General features: G+C 66.2%; 14 protein-coding genes. 5 read left to right on the top strand and 9 right to left on the bottom strand.

What is annotated here, in order from left to right; all coding sequences use genetic code 11:
• The first annotated feature begins 23 nt into the window (after nt 1-23).
• Entirely contained in the window at nt 24-419 is a 396-nt protein-coding gene (locus tag ABV518_RS16040; RefSeq protein ID WP_367768561.1) for an RNA polymerase-binding protein RbpA, read from the top strand.
• Here the strand turns inward: ABV518_RS16040 and pgl are convergent.
• Genes pgl through tkt form a run of 6 tightly spaced genes read right to left on the bottom strand, consistent with a single transcriptional unit; the run spans nt 372 to nt 8,601 of the window.
• The gene (gene pgl, locus ABV518_RS16035; RefSeq protein ID WP_367768558.1) at nt 372-1,190 is read right to left on the bottom strand and encodes a 6-phosphogluconolactonase; all 819 of its coding nucleotides are present in this window, start codon (nt 1,188-1,190) and stop codon (nt 372-374) included. The genes ABV518_RS16040 and pgl overlap by 48 nt on opposite strands.
• A complete protein-coding gene (locus ABV518_RS16030; RefSeq protein ID WP_367768555.1) occupies nt 1,180-2,121 on the bottom strand; it encodes a glucose-6-phosphate dehydrogenase assembly protein OpcA in 942 nt (313 codons plus the stop codon). The genes pgl and ABV518_RS16030 overlap by 11 nt, the downstream gene beginning before the upstream one ends.
• Nucleotides 2,118-3,689 (bottom strand): glucose-6-phosphate dehydrogenase, encoded by a 1,572-nt coding sequence (gene zwf, locus ABV518_RS16025; protein ID WP_367768552.1) that lies wholly within the window; start codon nt 3,687-3,689, stop codon nt 2,118-2,120. Before zwf ends, ABV518_RS16030 begins: the two co-directional genes overlap by 4 nt.
• A gap of 15 nt (nt 3,690-3,704) precedes the next feature.
• Nucleotides 3,705-5,339 carry a glucose-6-phosphate isomerase gene (locus ABV518_RS16020; RefSeq protein ID WP_367768550.1) on the bottom strand — a complete coding sequence of 545 codons (1,635 nt, stop codon included), beginning with the start codon at nt 5,337-5,339 and terminating at the stop codon, nt 3,705-3,707.
• Between the two features lie 5 nt (nt 5,340-5,344).
• Nucleotides 5,345-6,460 carry a transaldolase gene (gene tal, locus ABV518_RS16015; protein ID WP_367768547.1) on the bottom strand — a complete coding sequence of 372 codons (1,116 nt, stop codon included), beginning with the start codon at nt 6,458-6,460 and terminating at the stop codon, nt 5,345-5,347.
• Nucleotides 6,461-6,483: 23 nt separating this feature from the next.
• Nucleotides 6,484-8,601 carry a transketolase gene (gene tkt / locus ABV518_RS16010; RefSeq protein WP_367768989.1) on the bottom strand — a complete coding sequence of 706 codons (2,118 nt, stop codon included), beginning with the start codon at nt 8,599-8,601 and terminating at the stop codon, nt 6,484-6,486.
• A 521-nt stretch (nt 8,602-9,122) separates the two neighbouring features.
• On the opposite strand from tkt, the gene ABV518_RS16005 reads away from it, so the two are divergent.
• Entirely contained in the window at nt 9,123-10,085 is a 963-nt protein-coding gene (locus ABV518_RS16005) for a heme o synthase (RefSeq protein ID WP_131132943.1), read from the top strand.
• A 313-nt stretch (nt 10,086-10,398) separates the two neighbouring features.
• On the opposite strand, the gene ABV518_RS16000 is transcribed toward ABV518_RS16005, so the two are convergent.
• The 3 genes from ABV518_RS16000 to ABV518_RS15990 are packed head-to-tail and all read right to left on the bottom strand — an operon-like array spanning nt 10,399 to nt 13,086.
• On the bottom strand, nt 10,399-11,343 hold the full coding sequence (locus ABV518_RS16000) for a heme A synthase (RefSeq protein ID WP_367768542.1): 945 nt from the start codon (nt 11,341-11,343) through the stop codon (nt 10,399-10,401).
• A 7-nt stretch (nt 11,344-11,350) separates the two neighbouring features.
• Nucleotides 11,351-12,121 carry an ABC transporter permease gene (locus tag ABV518_RS15995; RefSeq protein WP_367768539.1) on the bottom strand — a complete coding sequence of 257 codons (771 nt, stop codon included), beginning with the start codon at nt 12,119-12,121 and terminating at the stop codon, nt 11,351-11,353.
• Nucleotides 12,118-13,086, bottom strand: a complete 969-nt coding sequence (locus tag ABV518_RS15990) for an ABC transporter ATP-binding protein (RefSeq protein WP_367768536.1) — start codon at nt 13,084-13,086, stop codon at nt 12,118-12,120. Before ABV518_RS15990 ends, ABV518_RS15995 begins: the two co-directional genes overlap by 4 nt.
• A 114-nt stretch (nt 13,087-13,200) precedes the next feature.
• Between ABV518_RS15990 and ABV518_RS15985 the strand changes: the two genes are divergently transcribed.
• From ABV518_RS15985 to sufD, 3 genes are read left to right on the top strand one after another with little or no spacing between them, the layout of a single operon-like run.
• Nucleotides 13,201-14,034 (top strand): helix-turn-helix transcriptional regulator, encoded by an 834-nt coding sequence (locus tag ABV518_RS15985; RefSeq protein WP_367768532.1) that lies wholly within the window; start codon nt 13,201-13,203, stop codon nt 14,032-14,034.
• Nucleotides 14,034-15,497: a Fe-S cluster assembly protein SufB gene (sufB, locus tag ABV518_RS15980; protein WP_131132948.1), complete on the top strand. Its 1,464-nt coding sequence runs from the start codon at nt 14,034-14,036 to the stop codon at nt 15,495-15,497. The genes ABV518_RS15985 and sufB overlap by 1 nt, the downstream gene beginning before the upstream one ends.
• Before the next feature lie 2 nt (nt 15,498-15,499).
• Nucleotides 15,500-16,786, top strand: coding sequence for a Fe-S cluster assembly protein SufD (gene sufD, locus ABV518_RS15975; RefSeq protein WP_367768528.1), 1,287 nt, complete (start codon nt 15,500-15,502; stop codon nt 16,784-16,786).
• The last annotated feature ends 14 nt before the right edge of the window (nt 16,787-16,800 follow it).

Raw genomic sequence — 16,800 nt, 5'->3', positions numbered from 1 at the left:
TTTTAAGCGGTCAGGAGTCCCCGATGGTACATAGTGCGTCAGGCTTCCGCGGCACCCGTGTGGGTGTCACGGAGGGGGCCGGCCCCAGGCACCAGTCCGAAGACCTTCACGGCGAGAGTCTGCCGCGCATCCGCGTCACCTACTGGTGCGCCAAAGGACACGAGACGAGCCCGGTGTTCATCAAGCTGCCTGAAGACCAGATCCCGGTGCTGTGGGACTGCCGCAGGTGCGGCGCCCCGGCCTCCAGGGACGGCAGGGAAGCAGCGGGCCTGGACGCCCCGGACGAGGGCTACAAAAGCCATCTGGAATACGTTAAAGAGAGGCGCTCCGACCAGGACGCGGAAGACGTCCTGGCCGGAGCGCTGGAAAAGCTACGCGCCCGCGGCGTCCTTTCGGACGAGCTGCTGCGGGACCCGTGACGCGGCGTTCTCATCGATAAGCCACAGTGTGCGGGAGGTGCCCCGCGGACCGGCTGCAGGAACCTGGACCGGGTTGGCGCCCGCAAGCGCAAGGCCCACGGCGCCGGCCTTGTCCTCACCTGCCACCACCATCCAGACTTCGGCCGCGGTGTTGATGGCCGGCAGCGTCAGCGAGACACGCAGCGGCGGAGGCTTGGGGGAGTTGTGCACACCGACGACGGTCAGTGACTTCTCCCGGATGCCTCCCTGCTCCGGAAACAGCGACGCCACATGGGCATCAGGACCAACGCCCAGCAGGACAACATCGAGCCGCGGAAGGACGCCCGCTTCGTCCGGGCGGTCGTCCGACATGTCCGCGGCGTGTTCGGCCTCGGCTGCCTCCCGGAGACGGCGGGCGTAGTCCTCTGCGGCCTCCTCAGGTGTCTCAAAGTCATCCGAGGATCCCGGCTGGTTGATCCGGGCGGGATCAACAGGAATGTGCGAGAGCAGGGCATCAAACGCCTGCTTGGTGTTCCGCTCGGCGTCGTTGGCGCCGATGAAGCGCTCGTCACCCCACCAGAAGTTCACCTTCGACCAGTTGACGGCCGGCGCCGCCGGAGAGTCAGCAACAGCCTTCAGCGTACCGATGCCTACCGTGCCGCCGGTCAGCACCACCGTGGCCTCACCGTACTTGTCCTGCACATCCACCAGTTTGGTGATCAGGCGGGCCGCGATGGCAGCCATCAGGACGGACGAATCAGGATGAATGCTTACTCTTGGCTCAACGCTCACTGGGTCGGACGCTCCTTAGATTGGTTCGTGGCAGTCCAATAGTAATCACTTCTCCGAAGACCTCGTCGGGGTCGAGCCGGCGGAGTTCTTCGGCGAGGCAGTCGCGGAGGCTGCGGCGCGGCAGGGAGATGCGCTGGGCGGGCTGGCCGGGCTGGGTCAGTTCCGCGACGGACAGTCCGGGGCGGAAGAGCTGCACGTCGCCGCCGGGGCGGGACAGCCGGACGCGGCGGATACCGGTCCCGGCGGGGTCCGCCACGATCGTGACGGGCGCATCCAGGGACAGGGTGAGCCAGGCGGCGAGCAGGATGGTGGACGGGGAGTCGGAGGCGCCTTCGACGGCGACGGCTGTCACGGGGGAGGAGTCGACCTGGTCCAGGACTGCTGCGAGCTGGATCCGCCAGTTGGTGAGCCGGGTCCAGGCGAGGTCGGTGTCGCCGGCCTTGTAGGTTGAGCGGATGTTCTCCAGTGCCAGCTGCGGGTCGGACTCGTTCGCGGAGTCGGTGATCCGGCGGTGCGCGATCCGGCCGATGGAGGTTTCGCAGGCGTTCTCCGGGGCCCCGTGCGGCCACCAGGCCACGATCGGGGCGTCCGGCAGCAGCAGGGCCGCGACGAGGGACTCGGACTCGTGGGCTAGCTCGCCGTAGCCGCGCAGGACGATGACCTCCGAGGCGCCGGCGTCCCCGCCGACGCGGATCTGGGCGTCCAGCCGGTCCGGGGCCTGCGCTCCGGCGTCGGCGAGGACGATGATCCGGCAGGGGTGTTCGCGGCTGGCCTCGTTCGCGGCCTCGATGGCTTCTTCCTCGAGCCCGGACTTGGTCACGACCACAAGGGTCAGGACCCGGCCCAGTGCGATCACGCCGCCCTGTTCGCGCAGCGACATGATCTTCTTGGAGATCTTCGAGGTGGTGGTGTCCGGCAGGTCTACAATCATGGCCTTCTCCAGGTTCGTCCGTCACGTGCCAGCAGCTCATCAGCCGAGGCGGGGCCCCAGGACCCCGGCGCGTACGGTTCGGGCTGTTCGTTCAGTTCGGCCCAGTAGTCCTCGAACGGGTCCAGGATCTTCCAGGACAGTTCCACTTCCTCGTGCCGCGGGAACAGTGGCGGCTCGCCCAGCAGCACGTCCAGGATCAGGCGTTCGTACGCTTCGGGGCTGGACTCGGTGAAGGAGTGCCCGTAGCCGAAGTCCATGGTCACGTCGCGGACTTCCATCTGCGTGCCCGGGACCTTGGACCCGAACCGGATCGTGGCGCCCTCGTCGGGCTGGACCCGGATGACCACGGCGTTCTGCCCGAAGTCGTCCTCACCGTGGTCACGGAACAGCAGGTTCGGTGCGCGCTTGAACACAACGGCGATTTCGGTCACGCGGCGGCCCAGGCGCTTGCCGGCGCGCAGGTAGAACGGAACCCCGGACCAGCGGCGGGTGTGGATGTCCACCCGGATCGCGGCGAACGTCTCGGTGGTGGAATCGGCCGGGATGCCGTCTTCCTCCAGGTAGCCCTGGACCTGTTCCCCGCCCTGCCAGCCGCCGGCGAACTGCCCGCGCGCCGAATGCGTGGACAGGTCCTCCGGGAGCTTGACCGCGGCCAGGACCTTTTCCTTCTCGGCGCGCAGGTCATCGGCGTTGAAGGAAATGGGTTCCTCCATCGCGGTCAGCGCCAGCAGCTGGAGCAAGTGGTTCTGGATCACGTCGCGGGCAGCACCCACGCCGTCGTAATACCCGGCCCGGCCGCCGGTGCCGATGTCTTCGGCCATGGTGATCTGGACATGGTCCACATAGTTCGCGTTCCACAACGGCTCGAACAGCTGGTTCGCGAAGCGCAGCGCCAGGATGTTCTGCACCGTCTCCTTGCCCAGGTAGTGGTCGATACGGAAGACAGCGTCCGGCGGGAACACCGACTCCACGATGTCATTCAGCTGCCGGGCAGACTCCAGGTCGTGCCCGAACGGCTTCTCGATCACCACACGCCGCCATTTGTCGCCGTCGGCCTGTGCCAGGCCGTGCTTGGACAGCTGGCGGCAGACCTGCTCGAACGCCTTCGGCGGAATCGAGAGGTAGAACGCGTGGTTGCCGCGCGTTCCGCGCTGCTCATCCAGCAACGCAATCGTGTCACCCAGACGCTCAAAGGCGTCGTCGTCGTCGAACTCGCCCTGGACAAAACGGACACCCTCGGACAGCTGGTTCCACACCGCCTCGTCAAAAGGCGTGCGTGCATAGGCCTGCACCGAGGACTTCACCTCGGCAGCGAAATCCTCATCACTCCAGGCCCGGCGCCCGAAGCCGACCAGCGCGAAGCTGGGCGGCAGCAGGCCACGGTTGGCGAGGTCATACACAGCCGGCATGAGCTTCTTGCGGGCAAGGTCACCGGTCACTCCGAAGAGCACCAGCGACGACGGACCGGCGATCCGGTTCAGACGGCGGTCACGGGGGTCACGGAGCGGATTGCGCCCTGATTTTCCGGAACGCGTCCCGGAGGCCCTGCCGTATTCGGTTTCTGGCATGGTTGCTGTTGTGCCTTAGCTTTCAGTGACGGACGCTGACCGGGCGGCAAGCGCTGCAATGATCTCCTGCAGCTGTGCCACGCCGGTGGCGCGCTCGGTCAGGTGCAGACGCAGGACGGGCCGTCCGTGCCCGGCCAGGACCTGGGCATCGCCGGCGGCCTGGGCGGAAATCAGTTCCCCGAAGGTGAACGGACGGTCCGGGATGGACAGGTCTTCCGCGGGAGCCGCCGTGACCTGGAGGAAGACTCCGATCGCGGGGCCGCCCTTGTGGAACTGGCCGGTGGAGTGCAGGAAGCGCGGACCCCAGCCGAAGGTGACCGGACGGCCGCTCACTCCTGCGAGCTCGTCCCGGATGCCCTCCAGCTGCGCAAACGCGAGGCGGTCGAAGTATGCCTGGACGCTGAGGTAGCTGTCGGCCTCGAGCGTACCCAGCAGCGCACGGATGGCCTCTTCAGCCGTGGCCGCTTCGCCGAGCCAGTCTCCGCCGCGGACCTCGATGGCGCCGTCCACAAAAGCGGCCGGCGTCGGCTCGGGCTGTGCGTCGAGCAGGCCGCGGGCGGCGACCTTGGCGGCCTCCACGTCCGGCTGGTCGAACGGGTTGATGCCCAGCAGGCGTCCGGCCACAGCGGTGGCGAACTCCCACACCATCATCTGGGTGGCCAGGCCACCGGCGATGGCAACTTCGTTTTCACCGAGCTCGACGTCGGCATCGGCGGCTACCAGCCGCACCACCAGGACGTCGGCCGCGCCGGAGGTAACCTCCGGCGAGGCGGGTCCGGCGACGACCGGCAGGACGCCGGTGCCGAGCTTGCCGGTGGATTCAGCGATGAGCTGTTCGGCCCAGTCAGCGAAGCCCACGATGCCGGAGCCGTCCTCCGCGATGACAATCTTGTTCCGCAGCGGGCTGGTTCCGCCGAGGGCGGTTCCGAGGGCCAGGCCGATGTTCTCGGCGGCGTCGTCGTTGAGGATTTCGGCGGCTTCCTCAGCCTCATCCAGGAAGGCCTGGATGTCCACGCCGGCCAGGCCCGAGGGGACCAGGCCGAACGCGGTGAGGGCCGAGTAGCGTCCGCCCACGTTGGGGTCTGCGTTGAAGACGGCACGGTAGCCGGCTTCGCGGGACGCCTTGTCCAGCGGCGAACCGGGATCGGTGACGATGATGATCCGGCTCTTCGCGTCAAGCCCGGCCTCGGTGAAGGCGTGCTCGAAGATCCGGCGCTGCGAATCGGTTTCCAGGGTGGAACCGGACTTGGAGGAAACCACAATCGCGGTCTCGCCCAGCCGGTCAGCCAGGGCAACACGGACCTGGTCGGGGTCCGTGCTGTCCAGCACAGTCAGCTCGACGCCAGCGGTGCCGGCGATGACCTCGGGAGCGAGCGAGGAGCCGCCCATGCCGCAAAGCACGATCCGGGTCACGCCTTCTGCCTTCAGGGCATCGCGGAGTTCCAAAATGTCCGCAACCAGGGGCTGGGAGACGGTGGCCGCCTCAACCCAGCCGAGGCGGACAGCCGACTCGGCTTCGGCGTCGGGACCCCACAGTGTGTGGTCCTTGGCGAAGATCCGGGTGGCAATACGGTCCTCCACGAGGGTGGGGATGTGCTGCTCGAGTGCCTGCTGTGCGGCACCGGTGGCGTCGTAGCTGAGTGTGCTCATGTGGGTTAGGAAGCCTTCCGTGCAGAGGCGAGGGCGCCTTCGACGTCGGCCAGCAGTTCCTTCCAGCTGGCCACGAACTTGTCCAGGCCTTCGGATTCGAGGATCGCGACGACCTCGTTGTAGGAGATGCCCAGCGCGTCCAGTGCGTCCAGCGTGGCGTTGGCCTCGGCGTAGGTGCCGGAAACGGTGTCGCCGGTGACGACGCCGTGGTCGAACGTGGCGTCGAGGGTCTTCTCCGGCATGGTGTTGACCACGCCGGGGGCGACGAGTTCGGTGACGTAAAGGGTGTCCGGGTAGGCCGGGTCCTTCACGCCGGTGGAGGCCCACAGCGGACGCTGCGGCAGGGCGCCGGCTTCGGCCAGCAGGGCCCAGCGCTCGGTGGCGAAGAGCTCTTCGTAGACCTGGTAGGCCAGGCGGGCGTTGGCGACGCCGGCCTTGCCCTTGAGTGCCTTGGCCTCGTCGGTGCCGATGCCGTCAAGGCGCTTGTCGATTTCGGAGTCCACGCGGGAAACGAAGAACGAGGCGACCGAGTGGATCTTGGACAGGTCGTGGCCGTTTTCCTTGGCCTGCTCCAGGCCGGACTGGAAGGCGTTGATGACCGCGCGGTAGCGCTCCAGGGAGAAGATCAGGGTCACGTTGACGCTGATGCCCTCGGCCAGGGTTGCGGTGATCGCTTCCAGGCCTTCAAGGGTTGCCGGGATCTTGATGTGGACGTTGTCCTTGTTGACCTTCTTGTACAGGTGCTTCGCTTCGGCGATGGTGCCGGCGGTGTCCCAGGCCAGGCGCGGGTCAACTTCGATGGACACGCGGCCGTCAACACCCTTGGTCGCGGCGGCGACCGGTGCGAACAGGTCGCAGGCGTCGGCAACGTCGGTGGTGGTGATTTCGAAGATGGTGTCCTCGACGCTGGCACCGGCAGCGGCCTGGGCCGCGATGGTGGCGTCGTAGTCCGTGCCTGAGGTGATGGCGGCGTGGAAGATGGACGGGTTGGTGGTAACACCAACGACGTTCTTCTCTTCGATGAGCTTGCGCAGGGTGCCGGTTTCGAGGCGGCTGCGGGAAAGGTCATCGAGCCAGATGGAAACTCCGGCGTCGGAGAGCTGCTGGGTGGGGGTAGTCATTTTGTATCTCCTGGAATCTTGTTTCAGGCCTGCAGGCCAGCGAGGGAGTCCTTGGCGGCGGCGGCGACAGCCTCCGCGGTGATGCCGAACTCCTGGAAAAGGCGCTTGTAGTCAGCGGAAGCGCCGTAGTGCTCGAGGCTGATGGAACGGCCGGCGTCGCCGACGAATTCCCTCCAGCCCAGGGCCAGACCGGCTTCGACGGATACCCGGGCCTTGACGGCGGCGGGAAGCACGGACTCGCGGTAGGCGGCGTCCTGCTTGTTGAACCACTCGACGCACGGAATGGAGACAACGCGGGCGGCGATGCCTTCAGCCTGGAGGGCTTCGCGGGCCTGGACGGCCAGCTGGACCTCGGAACCGGTGCCGATGAGGATCACGTCGGCCGGCACGGTGGCGCCGTCCTTGGACGCTTCGGCCAGGACGTAGCCGCCCTTTGCGACGCCGGCAACGGAACCGAACGTGTCACCGTCGGCTGCACCAACACCCCGGGCGTAGGTGGGGATGTTCTGGCGGGTCAGCACAATGCCGGCCGGGTTTTCGTGGTTCTCCAGCATGGTCTTCCATGCCGCAGCGACCTCGTTGGCGTCGCCGGGGCGGACTACGTCCAGTCCCACGATGGCGCGCAGGGAGGCCAGCTGTTCCACCGGCTGGTGGGTGGGGCCGTCTTCGCCCAGGCCGATGGAGTCGTGCGTCCACACGTAGAGCGACGGGACACCCATGAGGGCGCCGAGCCGGATCGCCGGACGCTGGTAATCGGAGAAGATCAGGAACGTACCGGAAAACGCACGGGTGTTGCCGTGCAGGGCGATGCCGTTCACGATGGAGGCCGCGGCGTGCTCACGGATACCGAAGTGCAGCACCCGGCCGTACGGGTTGCCCGACCAGGCGTCGGTCTGCTTGGAGGCAGGCACGAACGACGGCGAACCCTCGATGGTGGTGTTGTTGGACTCGGCGAGGTCGGCGGAGCCGCCCCAGAGTTCCGGCATGACCGGACCCAGTGCGTTAAGCACCTTGCCTGAGGCGGCGCGGGTGGAGACGTCCTTGCCTGCCGGGAAGACCGGCAGTGCAGCGTCCAGGCCCTCGGGCAGTTCGCGGGCTTCGACGCGCTGCAGGAGTGCTGCGGCTTCCGGGTTGGCTGCCTGCCAGGCGTTGAAGGACTCTTCCCATTCCTTCTTGGCAGCGGCACCGCGGTCCACGACCGAGCGGGCGTGGGCCAGGACTTCCTGGTCGACCTCGAAGGACTTGGCGGGGTCGAAGCCCAGGACCTCCTTGAGGCCTGCGACTTCCTCGGCGCCCAGTGCGGAACCGTGGATCTTGCCCGTGTTCTGCTTCTTGGGCGCCGGGTAGCCGATGATGGTGCGCAGCGAAATGATGGACGGCTTGTTCGTCTCGGCCTTGGCGGCGAGCAGCGCGGAGTAAAGCTCCTGCACGTCTTCGACGTATTCGCCGGTCTTGGTCCAGTCCACGCGCTGGGTGTGCCAGCCGTAGGCTTCGTAGCGCTTGAGGACATCCTCGGTGAAGGAGATGTCGGTGTCGTCCTCGATGGAGATGTGGTTCTCATCGTAGACAACTACGAGGTTGCCAAGTTCCTGGTGGCCGGCCAGCGAGGAAGCCTCAGCCGTGACGCCTTCCTGGAGGTCGCCGTCGGACGCGATGACCCAGATGGTGTGGTCAAACGGGCTTTCGCCGGCGGCAGCATCGGCGTCGAACAGGCCGCGCATCCGGCGCTGCGAGTAGGCGAACCCGACCGAGGATGCCAGGCCCTGGCCCAGCGGGCCGGTGGTGATTTCGACGCCGGCGGTGTGCTTGTACTCGGGGTGGCCCGGGGTAAGGGAGCCCCATGTGCGCAGTGCCTCAAGGTCCTTCAGCTCCAGGCCGTAGCCGGAGAGGAACAGCTGGATGTACAGCGTCAGGGACGTGTGGCCCGGGGACAGGATGAAACGGTCGCGGCCGATCCAGTCAGGATTCCGCGGGTCGTGGCGCATGAGCTTCTGAAAGAGAAGGTATGCGGCAGGCGCGAGGCTCATGGCGGTGCCGGGGTGGCCGTTGCCAACCTTCTCCACGGCGTCTGCGGCCAAAACGCGGACAGTGTCCACCGCGCGCTGGTCCAAGCTGGTCCATGACAGTTCTTGCTCTTCCAAATGTGGCACGAAAACCGGGCCCCTCTCTGTGCTGACGGCAGGCGGTACACGGGATCCGCATGGAGGCACGCTGGGGTGCCCGCTTTGGTGTGTACCAGCCGTTCACCATCGAAACGTTGATCTATCACTCAGCCACAAGCCGAAAGTGGGAATGCGGTTTCCACCGCTTCTTCGCTGCGTGCTGATCTGGTGACAGCTTAGCTCCATTCCATCCGTTGAGAGGCCCAAATCTCACGTTTTGGACGCAATTTCCCCTTATGTGAATGGGCATTCCGTGAGGTTGAGTTAATCTGCTCGAATCGGCCCGCGAGCGATCACCAGGGCCTATTGGCGGGGCTTCTGTTACAAATGCGCACGGTATGATATTTGGAGGCTGACGCCGGGCAGCCGTGCTCCTCAAGGGGTTCACGGGGGACCGAAGGGTGTTGCCGGGACCTACTTCTGATGACCATTGGCGGGCTGCCCGGGTAACGGCCGCTACTGACAGCTGCACCGACAGACAGACTTGCCAAACAGAACGGGTGACCGCCACCGTGAGCACAACCGATACGCCGCTGAACGCTTCCCGCGCCCGAGGGGGAGCCGGACTGGCCCGCAAAGCCAAGGCGTATCTCGCCCTCACCAAGCCCCGCGTCATCGAGCTGCTGCTGGTCAGCACGCTGCCTACCATGATCTATGCGGAGCGCGGCTTCCCTTCCATTGGCCTGATCCTGGCCACGCTTGTCGGCGGTGCGTTCGCGGCAGGCAGCGCAGGAGCCTTTAACTGCTACATTGACCGCGACATCGACAAACTGATGCACCGGACGGAAAACCGGCCGCTCGTCACGGGCGAGGTCACGCCGCGCGAAGCCCTCATTTTCTCCTGGGTCCTCGGCGCCGCCGCCATCGCGATCCTCTGGTTCGGCGCCAACCCGCTGTCCGCCTGGCTGGGCCTGGGCGCCATCTTCTTCTACGTGGTCATCTACACCATCATCCTCAAGCGCCGCACAGCACAGAACATTGTGTGGGGCGGCGCCGCGGGCTGTTTCCCGGTGCTGATCGCCTGGGCCGCCGTGACCAACTCCGTGGAGTGGCCGGCCGTCATCCTGTTTATGGTGATCTTCCTCTGGACCCCGCCGCACTACTGGCCGCTTTCCATGCGCTACGGCGAGGACTACCGAAATGCCAACGTGCCCATGCTCGGCGCCATCGCCGGCGCCAAGGTGGTCTCTGTCCAGGTGGTGCTCTACGCGTGGGCCATGGTGGTCTGCTCATTGCTGATGGTTCCGGCCGGCGGCGCGGGCTGGGTCTACACAGCCACGGCTGTCCTCGCCGGCGCCTGGTTCCTGTATGAGTCGCACGCGCTGTACAACCGGGCGCAGCGCGAGGACATCTCGGACAAGCGCGCCATGAAGGTCTTCCACGGCTCCATCAGCTACCTGACGCTGCTTTTCATCGCCCTGGCGGTCGACCCGTTCGTGGGCCCGGCAGTCATGGGCAGCTAACCTTCCAGGACGCTCTCTCACTTCCTGCAGGTTTTCACCCGACGCTCTTGCACGTCCTGTCGGAAAATTCGAAACCCTCTCTCACCGTTTTTACTGGTGCGGGAGGGTTTTGCGTTGTGCAGGATCTGCCAGAGGGTCCGGGAAAAACCGACAGGATCTGATAGAGCGCCGCCGGGAAACCGACAGGATCTGATAGAGCGTCCTGTTAACGGGAGGCGCCCCGGTTCTGGAGAACCGGGGCGCCTGCCTGGGTCGCTGGGTTAGTCGCGGGGTTGCGGGGGTTTGTTGCGCGTGGCTGGAGCCGCGCCGCGGGCTACTTCACGGGGCTGGAACGGGCGACGTCGGCGGCGTTGGTAGCCGCGCTCATCAGCAGCGCCGCACCCAGCATGTGCGCCCCCACCAGCAGCGCGGGGATGCCGTTGTAGTACTGGGTGAAGCCGATGACGGCCTGCAGCAGCGTCACCACCAGAAGCAGGATCACAGAGGTCCGGAACGGTCCGGGAATCCGGCGGGCAAACACCAGCACCATCGCGAACAGCGTTCCGGCAGTGATCAGGTACGCGGGCACGGCATGGATGTGGGAGAACAGGTCCCAGTCGAGGCCGTTGCGGGGCGCGTCGGCATCGCCGGCGTGCGGGCCGGCACCCGTGACCACCACGCCAAGCATCACTGCCACAGCGGAGAAAAGCGCGACGGCGGCGCTCACCGGGCGCAGCACACCCGGCAACGCGGGCAGGGAGAGTGAGGCAAAGCGGCCGGTCCGCCCATAGGCCCGGTTAACCAGCAGGGTGGCAATGACCACCAGTGCCATGGACACCAGGAAGTGCAGCCCCACCACCCACGGGTTGAGGTTGGTCAGCACCGTGATGCCGCCGATGACGGCCTGGGCCGGGATGCTGGCGAGCAGGCCCAGCGCCAGCAGGAAGAGGTCCCGGCGTTCCTTGCGCAGGTTCCACAAGTAGACCAGCATCAGGACGGCGACGGCGGCCAGGGCGAAGGTCAGGAGCCGGTTGCCGAATTCGATGAAGCCGTGGATCCCCATCTCCGGCGTGTTCACGAGGGACGTGTCGGTGCAGCGCGGCCAGGTCGGGCAGCCCAGGCCTGAGGCCGTCAGCCGGACGGCGCCGCCGGTGACAACCAGCAGCGTCTGTCCGATAAGGGATGCCACTGCCAGGCGCCGGACGCGGGCATCAACAGTACGGGGAAGCCGGGCCGCCAGGCGTCCGGCGAGCTGGGGGAGGCGTGAAGCCGTGCTCACGGTTTTCTCAATTCCACTTGAACCAACGGATGGCTGCTGCTCCGGCAAGAACCGTCCAGACCAGCAGGATTAGGGCGGCACCGACGTCGATGGTGCCGAGCAGGAAGGCCTCGCGCAGGGCCTCCCCGAGTGCGCCCGAAGGCAGGTAGTGAACGATTCCCTGCGCGGCGGCGGGCAACCGCTCGGCGGGAATGACGATTCCGCCCAGTGCGCCGAGCAGGATCCACAGCAGGTTGGTGATGGCGAGCGTCGCTTCGGGCCGCACGGTTCCTGCCACCAGGAGCCCCAGGGCAGTAAACGCCGCGGCGCCCAGGACCAGCAGTCCAAGGCCGGGCAGCCAGCCTGCTGCGGGCGGGTTCCAGCCGAGGGGCAGGGCCACGGCCGTGATCACCACAACCTGGAGGGCGAGCACCGCCAGCACTGCCAATACTTTGCCTGCAATGAGTCCGGTGCGGCCCAGCGGGGTGGTGGAGAGGAAGCGCAGGACCCCGTAGCGGCGGTCGAAGCCGGTGGCAATGCCCTGGCCGGTGAAGGCGGTGGACATGGCACACAGCGCCAGGATCCCCGGGACGGCGACGTTGACGCGGCTTCCGCCCAGCCCGTCCAGGAGGGGAGTCACCGTCAGGCCCACCAGGGCAAGCAGCGGAAGGACCACTGCCAGGATGAGCTGCTCGCCATTCCGGAGCATCGCAAGTGATTCGTACTTACCCTGCAGCAGGATGCGCCGCAGCAGGGGTGCCGGCGCCTGGCCCGGAGGCGCAATGGGGGAAATTGTCATCGGATGTCCTTTCCCGAAATGTCCAGGAAGACGTCTTCGAGGCTGCGCGCTTCCAGGCTCATCGAGCCGGGCATCACGCCGTGGGCGGCCCACCATACGGCAAGGGACGCGAGGTCCTGGGGCGTCAGCGGCCCCGTGGCAACGTAACTGCCGGCGCGTGTTTCACTGACGGCGATCGCTTCGGGGAGGACACCGGTGAGGTCAAGCCCGGCGGGGGCCTCAAAGAACAGGGTCCGGATATGCTCGGTGCCGGACTCGACGGCGGGGTCCCGCTGCAGCAGCTGGGCGACGGTCCCTTCTGCTACGTTCCGCCCGGCGTCGATGATGTACACGTAGTCCGCCAGCCGCTGGGCGTCGTCCATGAGGTGCGTGGTCAGGATGATGCCCATCCCGGAGTCCCGGAGTTCGCCGATCAGTTCAAAGACCAGCTGCCGCGACTGCGGATCGAGGCCTGCGCTGGGCTCGTCAAGGAAAAGCACCTCGGGGTTGCCGATCAGCGCGGCGGCCAGCGCCAGCCGCTGCTTTTGCCCGCCGGAGAGCCTGCGGACCGAGGTCCTGCTGAACGTATCAATGCCCAGCCGCTCAACCAGTTCGTCCACCGGCCGGGGGCTGGCGTACATCCCGGCGATGTGCCGCAGGAGCGGGATGGGACGGGCCGACGGCGGGAGGCCGCCGTCCTGCAGCATCACACCGACGCGGGCGCGAAGGTCAGCGCCTGCCGTGGCGGGATCCTGGCCCAGCAGGGAAATCGTTCCGCCGCTGCGGGTCTGCAGGCCCTGGGCGCACTCGATGGTGGTGGTTTTGCCGGCGCCGTTGGCGCCGAGGAGGGCGGTGACCTGGCCCCGTTCGGCGACGAGGGAGACGCCGCTCACCACCCGGAGCATCTTTCCGTCCAGGGTGGCCAGCGGACCAACATCCTTAATTAACCCGCTGATGGACAGAACCGGGGATTCGGGGGAACGCACCCCAGCATTCTACGCGATGTAGTACTTGGCCCGATGATCCTGATGCCAGCGCAGGTCAGCCTCGCCTTACTGGAACGGGGGAGTAAATTACGACATGATTGTGTTGTGTATTCCATGACCAATGCTACTGCTGTGCCTTTTGCCGGGCACGGGGCGCCGCGCGCCTCCGCCGAGCGCGGCCACATCGCCGCCGTTCCGGTGGCTGACGCAGACGAGCGTACCCGTGACCGGGTCCTCGGCGCAGTTCTGGAGCACGGTCCGGTCAGCGCCGCCGAACTCGGCGACCTCCTCGGCTTTACACCCGCTGCGGTCCGCCGCCACCTGGACCACCTTTCCCGCACCGGCGTCATTGAGGTCAAACGCGTCGCGAAGGCCGGGGCCGGCGCAGGCCGGCCTGCCCGCCGCTACGTCCTGAGTTCCCAGGGCCAGTCGTCGCTGGGCAACGATTACCTCGACATCGCCACCCTCGCGCTCAAGCAGCTCCAGGCAGTGGCGGGCGAAGAAGCAGTGCGCCAATTCGCCGTCGAACGCTTCGCCGAGATGGAACGCCGCTACGCACCGGAGATAGAACAGGCCGGACCGGACATTACTGCCCGTGCCCGCGTACTCGCGGATGCGCTCAGCCGCGACGGCTTTGTGGCCTCTGCCGCGTCGATCGAGGCCAAGGCGCCGCTGCCGGCAGCCCTGTCCAGTGTCCAGCTGTGCCAGGGCCATTGCCCCATCCAGCAGCTCGCCGCCGAGTTCCCCGTTTTCTGCGATGTGGAGACAGAATTGTTCTCCCGGCTGGTAGGCGTTGACGTGCGCCGCCTGTCCACGCTCGCGCGCGGCGGACACGTCTGCACCACCCATATACCCACAGGCCGGCTGGCTGCCGGGGGACCTAACGTCCCGCAGACAGCCCCCGCCAGCCTGGATGAAGTAACCAACCATCAGCAAGAAAGGCCGTGATGACGGACCAACTATCAGAGAAAGCGGTAGCCGAAGACACTGTGATCTCGGAGATTCTGGAAAAGAATCCCGAGCTCCACGGCATCGGCACGTACGAGTACGGCTGGTCCGACAAGAATGATGTCGGCGCCAACGCCCGTCGCGGTATCAACGACGAAGTAGTCCGTGATATTTCGGACAAAAAGAGCGAACCGCAGTGGATGCTGGACCTTCGCCTGAAGGGCCTGAAGTACTTCGACCGCAAGCCCATGCCCACCTGGGGTGCAGACCTCTCCGGCATCGACTTCGACAACATCAAGTACTTTGTCCGCTCCACCGAGAAGCAGGCCGCCACCTGGGAAGACCTGCCCGAGGACATCCGGAACACGTACGAGAAACTGGGCATCCCGGAAGCTGAGCGCAGCCGCCTCGTCTCCGGCGTGGCCGCACAGTACGAGTCCGAGGTGGTCTACCACCAGATCCGCGAGGACCTCGAAGCCCAGGGCGTCATCTTCCTGGACACCGACACCGCGCTGCGCGAGCACCCGGAGATCTTCCAGGAGTACTTCGGCACCGTCATTCCCGTGGGCGACAACAAGTTCGCGTCGCTGAACACCGCCGTCTGGTCCGGCGGATCCTTCGTGTACGTCCCCAAGGGCGTCCACGTGGATATCCCGCTGCAGGCATACTTCCGCATCAACACGGAAAACATGGGCCAGTTCGAGCGGACGCTGATCATCGCCGACGAGGACTCCTATGTCCACTACATCGAAGGCTGCACCGCGCCGATCTACACCTCGGACTCGCTGCACTCCGCCGTGGTGGAAATCATCGTCAAGAAGGGCGCCCGCGTCCGCTACACCACCATCCAGAACTGGTCCACCAACGTGTACAACCTGGTGACCAAGCGTGCCATCTGCGAAGAAGGCGCCACCATGGAATGGGTTGACGGCAACATCGGCTCCAAGGTCACCATGAAGTACCCGGCCGTCTACCTCGTGGGCGAGTACGCCAAGGGCGAGACGCTGTCCATCGCCTTCGCCGGCGCCGGCCAGCACCAGGACACCGGTTCGAAGATGGTGCACATCGCGCCGAACACCAAGAGCTCCATCATTTCCAAGTCCGTGGCCCGCGGCGGCGGACGTGCTGCCTACCGTGGCCTGGTCCAGGTCCGTGAAGGTGCCAAGCACTCGGCCAACACCGTCCGCTGCGACGCGCTGCTGGTGGACACCATCAGCCGGTCGGACACTTACCCGTACATCGACATCCGTGAGGATGACGTGGTGATGGGCCATGAGGCAACTGTTTCCCGGGTCAGCGAAGAGCAGCTCTTCTACCTGATGTCCCGCGGCATGCGCGAAGACGAGGCCATGGCGATGATCGTCCGTGGCTTCATCGAGCCCATCGCCCGCGAACTCCCGATGGAGTACGCACTTGAGCTGAACCGCCTGATTGAACTGCAGATGGAAGGGTCCGTCGGATAACGATGACTGAAATCACTACTGAAAAGGCCCGCATCGGCGCGCCCTCAGCCCAGCCGTTTATTGACGGTTTCACGGAAGAGGGCGAAAGCCTGTCTCCGATCAATGCGAACGCGTCGAAGGCGCCCCTGGCCGGCGAAGCGGTCAAGAGCCACTCGCACGGCGGCGGAGTGGGCATCCCGGACAGCTCACGCGCCGGACGCCTGACCTCCTACACGCTGTCGGACTTCAAGCCGCTCACCGGCCTGGAGGAAGACTGGCGGTTCACCCCGCTCAAGCGCCTGCGCGGCCTGCACAATGAGGTCCTTGCCGGCGCGGCTCCCACCGTCACCGTCAGCGGCCCGGACCGGGTCACGGTGGAAACCGTGGCCCGCGGGGACAAGCGCATCGGTTCTGCCGGCATCCCGGAGGACCGCGTGTCCGCCAACGCCTGGGAGAACTTCAGCGAAGCCACCGTCATCACGGTTCCGGCTGAGTTCGAAGCCGGGACCGAGATCGCCGTCCTGATCGAAGGCACGTCGACGGAGGCCGCGGCCCAGCACATCGTGATCGTCGCGGAGAAGTTCTCCAAGGCCGTTGTGGTCCTGGACCACCAGGGTTCTGCCGTGGTGTCCGAGAACGTCGAGATCGTCGTCGAAGACGGCGCCAACCTGACCGTTGTCACGCTCCAGGAATGGAACAACGACGCCGTGCACGCCTCCTCCCAGCAGGCAAAGATCGGCCGTGACGCAAAGTTCAAGCACGTCATGGTCAGCCTCGGCGGTGACCTTGTGCGCGTTACCCCGTCTGCACGCTTCACCGCTCCCGGTGGAGAGGCCGAGCTGTTCGGCCTGTACTTCGCCGACGCCGGCCAGCACCTGGAACAGCGCCTGTTCGTTGACCACGCTGTGGCCAACTGCAAATCCAACGTGCTGTACAAGGGCGCCCTGCAGGGCCGCAATGCCCACGCAGTCTGGGTTGGTGACGTCCTGATCCGCAAGGAAGCAGAAGGCACCGACACCTACGAGGCCAACCGCAACCTGCTCCTCACGGACGGCGCCCGCGCCGACTCGGTGCCGAACCTCGAAATCGAAACCGGACTGATCGAGGGCGCCGGCCACGCCAGCGCCACCGGCCGCCTGGACGACGAGCACCTGTTCTACCTGATGGCCCGCGGCATCCCCGAGGATGTTGCCCGCCGCCTGGTGGTCCGCGGCTTCCTGCACGAGATCATCCAGCAGATCAAGGTACCGGCAATCGAAGAGCGCCTCACTGACGCTGTTGAGCGCGAACTCGCGCTGACGGACAACTGAGACTGCACGGGAAA

The sequence above is a fragment of the Arthrobacter sp. HS15c genome (assembly GCF_040812005.1).
GTDB lineage: Bacteria > Actinomycetota > Actinomycetes > Actinomycetales > Micrococcaceae > Arthrobacter.
Note: the sequence above shows the minus strand (reverse complement) of the source record. Positions and strands in the feature narration are given on the sequence as shown.